Origin of the sequence: Flavonifractor sp. An306 (genome assembly GCF_002159455.1) — a bacterium.
In the GTDB taxonomy this organism is placed as follows: domain Bacteria; phylum Bacillota; class Clostridia; order Oscillospirales; family Oscillospiraceae; genus Flavonifractor.
On the sequence record NZ_NFIQ01000104.1, the window covers coordinates 1 to 9,341 of the forward strand.

The window sequence follows — 9,341 nt, forward strand, 5'->3', positions numbered from 1 at the left end:
AAGTGGGGAACTATGGCTGCTTGCCTTTGCTTTGTAATTTGTATTGGAACTTACTTTGCATACAAGTTTAATCCCGACGGTGGTGGCTTCGGAAATGGTGACGCAACATTGTTTGCGGAACATCGGGAGGATTTTTCGTCAGAAATCCCTTCCGATATTTTGGCGCAGTTAGGCGATAACACAATAAAAGCATATTTGTTAAGGACTAATGATTGGTTTTTAGCAACTGATATGACTGATTATAGCCAAGCTCTAACAAATGATGTGCTTTATATTGTTCAAGACACCAGCAATGGAGAGAGCGGGGCATATACAGCCTATACAGAGGAAGATGGTGCCATCTCTAAAGATCACGATGCTACACCGCCAGCCAACGCAACAGTTCCTTGTGGATTTTTCGGTTTGACTTATCCAATGATCGAGGACGATATTTCTGAAATAGACTATATTGATTACATTGTCACTTATTCAACTCGATTAAGGACGGTGATTGTTTGGGTGCAACGCTCGGAAGAAGATTTGTTTGTCACTTATCCCACCCGTCCTGACCTGTTAGAAATTGAAGTCGGAGGAATTTATACCTTACCAGAAATGCAGGAAAAATTAACAGACGCTTATAATAAATAATCTAAAATTGTAACATCACCCATTGGAGGGCAGCTATTTTCAATCATCGAAATGGCTGCCCTTTTCTTTTGCCCGTGAGCAGAAAGGAGTGACCATCCATGACGAAACCGAGAGAGAAAACCCGCGAGGAAATGACCGCCGCCGGCATGAGGAATTTCAATAAGCTGTCGGGATTTCCGACAAACCGACGGGATTTTTCAATTTCTCTTGAAATCACTACTTATCTTAAAAAGGAGTATTTATGTTTATGAAGTAGACGGAGAATATTTGTTGCACATTCCATTTGCAAGTGATGGTGCTCAGTTAGGTGTTACAGGCGAAGATTTATTAAAGGCATTGACCCCTATTTCTGGGGATATAGGTTCTAATGGAACCATTGAATTTAATGGACAGTCATTTAGCAAATCTGACTTGACCGAAGAAACTCTTGAATGGCTTGAATGGTATAATTCCTTGTCGCCAGAAGAACAACTTGCTGTTAGTTCAATCCCTGCCGACCTATATACCGATGACGGTGCAGGAACACTTGATTCAAACACAGAAGAATAACTTTGTTTCCCCACAAAGGCAGCCGAGAAAATCGACTGCCCTTTTTCCATGCCTACGGGCAGAAAGGAGCGACCAGCTATGACGAAACCAAGAGAGAAAACTCGCAAGGAATTGACTTTCAAGACTTGAGGTGGTGGGGGAGGGGAATCATATGCCCCAGATGAATATTTCTACATCGGCTTCTGGATTTTAGTCTCCGGGAACACAAAAGGGAATTGGGAGTTAAATAATATATCTAGGCCTTGTTTGAAAAATAAAAGTTACACAATAGGTCGCAATATGTAAAACTAGGGGCATAAAACGCTATGAATTAACAAAAGAACAAGGGGACCGGATCAAACCATGGAATGCTCTTGATTGTCCGAAGCGGCGCCCAGTGGCAGGAATTGCTGGGGGCCTATGGCCCCTGGCAGTCAGTGTATGCCCCATTTGCCAAATGACGGGTTTTCTGCTGGCTGCGCCCCTGCGGGACTTTGTTGCGCGGGTCGTTGTGGTGTCGACCTTCCTGAAAACTTACATTATCGTTTTTTACGGTAATTTTGTCTAAATTATATAAAAATCTAATTGCATTTCCCATTATTTTCTGCTAGTATGAAATAAAATCATTTTACTATTGCTTCCTCTGACTGAAATGGGGTCCAGTCCTTTGTCAGGCGGCAAGCACAACAGTAAAAATGGATCGGTCTGTACCCAAAAATGAGAGCGGAGAAGTCCATCCCGTTGTTTTCACAGGATTCCGCAACAGCAGAGGAGGTGCGTCCACCACCCACACATCGAAAACCGGAGCGCGGCTTACCACAGTATTGCTTACAGAAAGGATGGTTCCTGTAATGCGAAAACGTCTAAGAAAAGTTCTCTCCGTCGTATTGAGCGCAGTTATGCTGCTCCCTCTGTGGCCCGCAGTAGCACTGGCCGCCACCACCGCTACCAAAGTAGATTCCATCAACGCCGGTGACCTGGTGGTTATCTATTCCGTCAGCGGCAATAGCGCCATGGGCACCGAAACTAAGCCATACAACACAAAAGATCAGTTGGCAGCCGTAACGGCTCCCTCGGCCGATAATGCGTATACCATAGCGGCAGACACCGCTGTTCTGCGCGTGTACACCGATAAAAACAACAATTATGTGTTTCAAAATGCCGAGGACGGCCGCTTCCTTTATCTGGACGGCACCCATGTCCGCCTGGTGGATGAGCAAAGCGAGTATACCAGCTATCAGCTGGAGCGGCCCTCATCCGCTGCCCCCGGTAACTACTTTATTAAAAGTGTCAACGCTAGTTATGGCGGTAAATCCCAATATCTGGAATACTATGGGGGCAGTTTTACCTGCTATGGAATGAATCCCTCAAAAGAGAATATTTACACATTCCAGTTCTATAAGGCCGGCACCTTTAGTCTGGAGGCCTATCCTCTGCCGGATCTTCCAGAAAAGCCTCCTGTTGAACTGCCTTTCCAAGACGGCGACAACGTTGTTATTTATAACGTGGGCGCCAATGGCGTTCTGTCCGGACAGGATGACAACGTGACCAGCCCCTCTATCAACAACGCCGCGTCCACCATTAGCGGCACCACCGCAACGCCCGCCAACGGCGGCCGCGTATTCACCGCAGAACAGAACGGTGAATGGTGGCGCTTTAAGACCGAGCACGACGGCTACCTCTGCTCCAACGGCACCGGAAGCAATTCGTTCTACTCCAAGGACGCTTCCGTAGATGCCGACTGGAAGCTGGCGGAATACAACGGCGGCTTTACTCTGGAGAGCCGTACCGCCAAATACAAGGGAAACTCCCAGTATCTGGAGTATTACAGCGATTCTTATAAAACCTACAGCCTGTACAACGACAGCGATAAGGATATCTATACCTTCCAGTTCTACACAGTGGATGGTAGTCTCACTGTCACCGACGGCGTGGTCAATGCGCCGGTCGTAACCTTCAGCGATTTGCCCAACGCCTATGTCAGCCAGGATTACAAGGTTTCCTTTACCGTGGACGCAATCTTCGGCGTCAAGGACGGGCTGGAGGCCAAATACGGCGAGACACCGGCACAGCTTACCAACACCAACGGTACCTACTCTTTCACCATTCCCGGCGATGAACTGACCGAAGGAGAAATGACCATTACGGTCACCGGCACGGATACCAAAGATGTGCCCTTTACCGGCACCGCCAAGCTGACCGTAGTGGATGAGCCGGTCATCACTGCCGTCTCTCCCGCCGCCGGCTCTCAGACCGGTGACGACAAGCGGCCCGAAATCAGCGTTACCTTCTCCAACGTTGGGCTTAACTTCGGTACGTGGATGTCGGTCAATGGCGCCCCCGTACCCACCTCCGTCGACGGCAATCGGTGCTACTATATCCCCGAAACCGATCTGCCTGACGGCACCTGTACCGTCCAAGTCGTCATTACCCGGAAGGACGGCAAAGAAATCTCCAAGACATGGCACTTTACCGTGGGCACGTCCCAGTATCAGCTCTATTTCGGCCAGCTCCACTCCCACACAGCCGAATACTCCGACGGTGCAGGCACCTTGCAGGAGGGCCTGGACTATGTGGCCAACCTGCCGGAAAGCGCCAATGTAGACTTTGTGGCCTTTACGGATCACTCCAACTACTTTGACTCCAGCAGCGATGTCAATCCCGAAGCCGCCCTCTATGACCCCAGCCAGATGACGGCAGCCAGCCTCGACAAGTGGAACACCTACCGCAATACGATAGCTGCGTTCAATGAGCAGTACGCCGGTACCCGGGTGGCCCTGGCCGGCTTTGAGATGACCTGGTCCGGTGGCCCCGGCCATATCAACACCTTCAATACCCCCGGCCTTGTCTCCCGCAACAACAAGACCCTCAACAGCAAGGAATCCGACGCCGGTATGAAGGCCTACTATGAACTGCTGAAAAACGAGGCCTTGGCCGATTCCATCAGCCAGTTCAACCACCCCGGCGCCACTTTCGGCACCTTTGCGGATTTTGCCTACTATGATCCCGTCATCGATTCCCGGATGTATCTGGTGGAAGTGGGCAACGGCGAAGGCGCCATCGGCTCCGGCGGCTACTTCCCCAGCTACTCCTATTACATCATGGCCCTGGATAAGGGCTGGCATCTGGCCCCCACCAACAACCAGGACAACCACAAGGGCAAGTGGGGCAATGCCAACGACGCCCGTGACGTAGTTCTGACGGATGATTTCAGTCAGGATGGCATCTATGAGGCCATCCGCAACTATCGCGTCTACGCCACCGAAGACAAGAACCTGGAAATCAACTACACCCTGAATGACCAGGTTCTCGGCTCCATCATTGAGCAGGTTCCGGAGACCGTGAACATCAATGTCACTCTTTTTGACCCTGACGCCTCCGATTCCACCGCCAAGGTGGAAGTGGTGGTCAACACCGGCAAGGTCGCCCATACCTGGAGTGATCCCTCCGAACTGGAAGCCGGCAACCTGTCCTGCACCCTCCCCGCCGACTACACCTACTATTTTATCCGCGTAACCCAGAGCGACGGCGATATCGCCGTCACGGCCCCCGTCTGGGTAGGCGAGACCCTGAAGCTGGGTATCTCCTCTGTGGAGTGCGGTACCTCCATCCCCGTCACCGGCGAGGCTGTGGAGCTGAATACCAACCTGTTCAACAGCGAGACATCTCCCGCCACCATCCAGTCCATCACCTACACCAGCAATGGCCAGGTTCTGGGAACCCAGACCGGCCTGGGTGAACTGGCTGCTTCTTCTACGCAGACCGTCAGCTGGGACTTTGTCCCCACCGAAGCCCGCCTGACCACCATCACCGTGGCGGTCGCCCTGGTACAGGATGGGAAGGAGTTTACCTACACCAGTGACATCACGCTGGATGTTCTGGACGCGGCCAGACTGGTCTATGTGGGCATCGACGCCTCCCACCACAATGAGTACGTCAACGGCAACTACAACAAGTCCATGGGTAACTTCAGCACCCTGGCCGCCGGGTATGCCGTGCGCACCGTGGAGCTGAACACCAGCGCAGATCTGCTGGCCGCCTGTGAAAATGCCAACGGCAAGTATCGGGCCATCGTGCTTACGGCGCCTTCCCGCCGCGACGGTGATGCCCTGCGCGAGCCCTACGACAACTACAGCGACGAGGAAATTGCCGCCCTGAAGGAATTCAATGCCGCCGGCGGCATGGTGCTTCTGGCCGGTTGGTCGGATTACTATGAGAGCTACAAGGACTTCCCGGAAGCGGACCACATGGCGGCCCAGCAGAACAAGATTCTGGAAGCGCTGGGTTCCTCCCTGCGCATCAGCGATGACGCCACGGTGGACGACACCCTCAATGGCGGTCAGTCCCAGCGGCTCTACCTCTCCACCTACAACTGGGATCACTTCCTGATGGAAGGTGTGGAATTTGACGCCAACCATCCCAACGACAACAAGTATTCCCAGCTGTTCAGCCAGTACGGCGGTGCATCCATCTATGCGGTAGATGCTTCTGGACAGCCCACGGCTACCCTGCCGGAAACCGTTTCTCCCGTGGTCTACGGCCATGCAACCACCTACTCCAAGGACAGTGACGCAATGGGCGTCAGCGGCGATGCCGTGCCCACCTATCCCGTGGCTGACGGCGACAACCGTCTGATGATCCTAGCTACCGAAGAGCTGCCCGGCCAGGGCCTCATCGTGGTTTCCGGCGCGGCCTTCCTGTCCAACTTCGAGGTCCAGGCCCAGGTGGACTCCGCCGCAGAAAAGAACTACTCCAACTACAACATCTGTGAAAACCTCGTAAACTACATCAACCCCACCATCATCAGCCCCATCTCGGAAGTTCAGGCCCAAAAGAATGAAGGCGTCAAGTACACCATTGAGGGCATCGTCACGTCCAACGCCTCCGGCTACGACAAGGACACCGCATTCTTTGACTGCATCTATGTGCAGGACGATACCGCCGGAATCAACGCTTTCCCCGTGGCAGGCAACTTCCAGATCGGCGACCGGGTCCGGATCACCGGCACCACCTCCTCCTATCAGGGCGAGCGGCAGATTGCCGTCTCCTCCATCACCAAGGTGGGCACCGGCACCATGCCCGCTCCCAAGGAGATCACCGCTGCACAGCTGAATGACTGCTCTTATCTGGGCAGCCTGGTTACCCTGCGCGGTACCGTGGTATCGTTTGAATCCGCCAACGGTCTTATCCAGACCATCCTGGTGCGCGACAGCGCCGGAACCATTGGCCGCGTCTTTATCGACGGTTATATCACCAAGGACGCCGAGGTACAGGGACTGAGAGAGGGCTGCTACATCGTCGCCACCGGTCTGGCCTCCTACGATACGTCCTTTGCCGGAGAACCGGCCCGTATCCGCATCCGCGACCGCGCCGACATCGTTTGCAGCGACGTACCTTCCGGCGGCGGTAGCAGCGGCAGCGGCTCCAGCTCGGGCGGCTCCTCCACCAGCGACAAGACGGAGACCATTTCAAATCCCGACGGTTCCACCACCACCACGGTGACTAAGGCCGATGGCACTGTGATCGAAACGACCAAGCGTCCGAACGGTTCCTCTGAATCGGTGGAGACCAAGCCTGACGGCACCGTTACCACCACACGCAAAGAGGCCAACGGCGCCACCTCCACCACCGTCACCACCGGTGGTAAGACCACGGCCCAGGTGAACATCCCCGCCGATGTGGTATCCTCCGCCGTCTCTCAAAAGCGTCCTGTGTCTCTGCCCTTGCCCGCACTCTCCGCGTCCTCCGACACGGAGAAGGCCCCTGCGGTCACGGTAGGTCTGAGCGGCAAGAAGAACGTTGCCGTGGAAATTCCTGTAGCGAACGCCGATTACGGCACGGTGGCCATGCTGCAAAAGGCAGACGGCAGTCTGGTGCTTCTGCGCGACACCATTCCGTCCGACAATGGCGTGACCGTATCTCTGTCCGACGGCGATACGGTGAAGTTGGTCAACAATGCCCGGAGCTTCTCGGATATCCCCAACGGCCACTGGTCCAACGACTCCATTGACTTTGTCACCAGCCGTGAGCTGTTTAACGGCACCAGCGGCACTACCTTCTCGCCCGGCGCCAACATGACCCGCGGCATGCTGTGGACTGTCCTGGCACGCATGGACGGCGTGGACACCACCTCCGGTTCCACTTGGTACGAGGCTGGCAGAGTGTGGGCTATGGAATCCGGCATCTCCGACGGTACCAACGCGGACGCCCCGCACACGAGAGAACAACTGGTCACCATGCTTTGGCGTTATGCCGGAAGCCCTGCTGTCACTTATGATCTGAGCAGCTATTCCGACAGCCACAGCATCAGCGATTGGGCTCAGACAGCCATGGCTTGGGCTGTAGAGCAGGGCCTGATCCAAGGTCCTGGCAACAATCTGCTGACCCCCGGTGCGCTGGCTACCCGTGAGCAGGTTGCAACCATTCTGACCCGCTTTGTTATGACGGTACAGCCGTTCTGATTCCCATACGTGCCGTGCCTTCCATGGGGCACGGCACCCCCGCTATCTCCGCGCCTACGCCAATGTGGAGCCCGGTGGGGACGCGGGTCATCGTCCGGCTGGACCTAGACGACGCCGGAAAACACTGTGTGCCGGTCTGGGCCGCATCTGCGGCATGGCCGCCGCCGGTCTTTTCGCTGGATTGTGGGCAAAACCTCGCCCCATCAGTGGGTTCAATATGAGCATAAAGGAGACCCTCACGAAAGGTACGCCCCCATAAGGGAGTAATTTGATTGTCGCAGGGCGGCATGGCTAAAAGGTCATGCCGTCCTGCCTTTTCTTTGCCGTTCCACGGTCTGATCGCCGCCCGGTATGTTGACTTCTTCGATGAAGTTCCAGACCAGTTCAATCTTCTGCCTGGGGTGGCCGCTGGACTTATCCGGCGCATGGACGATAATCTTCTTTACAAACTCATTGACGATGGTGGGCGTCAGTTCCCTGATGCCCGCATATTTTCGCATAATGGCTGTAAAGCTGGCGAAATCGGCTTGATCTTGTTCAGCGGTCAAGCTCGGCACTGCGCTTTTTTACTTGAAAAATTTCACACTTGCGCTTCTTGGCCTGCTTTTCCTCTTCTTGGAACCGTTGTTTTTTCGCGGCTTCCTCGTCCACAATCCATTTCTTTTTATCCATCTGGTCTTTCTGATACCCAGCAAAGGTGCTCTCCAACGTTTCCCTTGGCCCGCATAACAACCCGAATCTTCTTGCTGGTATCGCGCGCGTAGAAGTCGTTGCACAGGCTGCGAATCAGCGCCAATTCGCTCTCAGCGGTGTCGATATTGTCAGATACTTCCACCAAGCGAATGTCATGATCCGGGAAAAATTCCTCAGTCAGTCTGCCAACCTCAATGTAATTACAGCCCAAGCGGGAAAGGTCTTTGACAAATACTGCGGCGGCCAGCCCCTGTTCAAGCTGCCGGATCATGTCCACAAAACCAGGACGGTCCATCGTGACGCCAGAGATACCGTCATCCAGGAAATGGACCAGATTGGTGTAGCCTTTCTCTTTTGCCACTTTGGTCAGCAGCTTTTTCTGGTTGCCGATGCCTGTGCTGGTGCAGCCATTTCCGAACGACAGCCCGAATCAGTTGGGTTTCCAGACAGCGCTTCATGTGGGCATCCACGCACACATGAGGCGTTCCGTCCTTGTCATAGAGGGTACAGGTACACAGGCGGCTCATATAGTCATCGTAGTACCGCAGCACTTGCTCCATGGCCTCGCTGTCACCGCTGGAGGCCGCATGGATCACCCAAACGGGCGGCAGATCCTTTCCCTTGTGGATGGGCTCTGTCATCTTCCTCAGCCTCCTTTCCATGGGGGGATCAGGTGGTTCTCTCCCTTTCCGCTACTACCAATCCTGCGGGAGCGTGTTCTGCCCGCTAAACGCCTCCTTTTTAAAGAAAATTTGAGAAAGGCAACGGACAGCCACCCCAACCGCAGGAAACGACAAAAAGCGCCCGGCAGGTCACAGACCCACCGGGCGCAACGGCAAGCAATATGAAGGTTATTTACATGGTATAGTTCATACTCATGGCTGAACCTCTCCGCCGACTGGAACGGGCTTTTTTTGAGCGGCTAGGGTTTGTTTGAAAAATAAAAGTTGCACAAAAGGAGCAGATATGCGAAACTAGAGGTATGAAATGCTATGAATTAACAACAGAACAATGGGAACGTGTCAAACCTCT

At 53.9% G+C, this 9,341-nt stretch carries 8 protein-coding genes; 4 read left to right on the top strand and 4 right to left on the bottom strand.

All coding sequences use genetic code 11. From position 1 onward, the window contains the following. The 4 genes from B5F88_RS20840 to B5F88_RS17595 all read left to right on the top strand — a co-directional run. A partial coding sequence (locus tag B5F88_RS20840; protein ID WP_162612237.1) for a hypothetical protein occupies positions 1-627 on the top strand: 627 nt, incomplete at its 5' end. 98 nt (positions 628-725) lie between these two features. Further along, entirely contained in the window at positions 726-878 is a 153-nt protein-coding gene (locus tag B5F88_RS20845) for a hypothetical protein (protein ID WP_162612236.1), read from the top strand. Between the two features lie 19 nt (positions 879-897). Beyond that, positions 898-1,176 carry a hypothetical protein gene (locus tag B5F88_RS17585; RefSeq protein WP_242959865.1) on the top strand — a complete coding sequence of 93 codons (279 nt, stop codon included), beginning with the start codon at positions 898-900 and terminating at the stop codon, positions 1,174-1,176. Between the two features lie 830 nt (positions 1,177-2,006). Next, positions 2,007-7,616 (top strand): S-layer homology domain-containing protein, encoded by a 5,610-nt coding sequence (locus B5F88_RS17595; RefSeq protein ID WP_162612238.1) that lies wholly within the window; start codon positions 2,007-2,009, stop codon positions 7,614-7,616. A 299-nt stretch (positions 7,617-7,915) separates the two neighbouring features. Here the strand turns inward: B5F88_RS17595 and B5F88_RS17600 are convergent, their stop codons facing one another. Genes B5F88_RS17600 through B5F88_RS17610 form a run of 4 tightly spaced genes read right to left on the bottom strand, consistent with a single transcriptional unit; the run spans position 7,916 to position 8,950 of the window. Further along, positions 7,916-8,164: a DUF4368 domain-containing protein gene (locus B5F88_RS17600; protein WP_242959866.1), complete on the bottom strand. Its 249-nt coding sequence runs from the start codon at positions 8,162-8,164 to the stop codon at positions 7,916-7,918. Next, positions 8,154-8,288 carry a hypothetical protein gene (locus tag B5F88_RS21875; RefSeq protein ID WP_275532955.1) on the bottom strand — a complete coding sequence of 45 codons (135 nt, stop codon included), beginning with the start codon at positions 8,286-8,288 and terminating at the stop codon, positions 8,154-8,156. The genes B5F88_RS17600 and B5F88_RS21875 overlap by 11 nt, the downstream gene beginning before the upstream one ends. Then, positions 8,281-8,670, bottom strand: coding sequence for a recombinase family protein (locus B5F88_RS17605; RefSeq protein ID WP_242959867.1), 390 nt, complete (start codon positions 8,668-8,670; stop codon positions 8,281-8,283). The genes B5F88_RS21875 and B5F88_RS17605 overlap by 8 nt, the downstream gene beginning before the upstream one ends. Then, a complete protein-coding gene (locus B5F88_RS17610; protein ID WP_087348639.1) occupies positions 8,624-8,950 on the bottom strand; it encodes a helix-turn-helix domain-containing protein in 327 nt (108 codons plus the stop codon). Before B5F88_RS17610 ends, B5F88_RS17605 begins: the two co-directional genes overlap by 47 nt. Between the last annotated feature and the right edge of the window lie 391 nt (positions 8,951-9,341).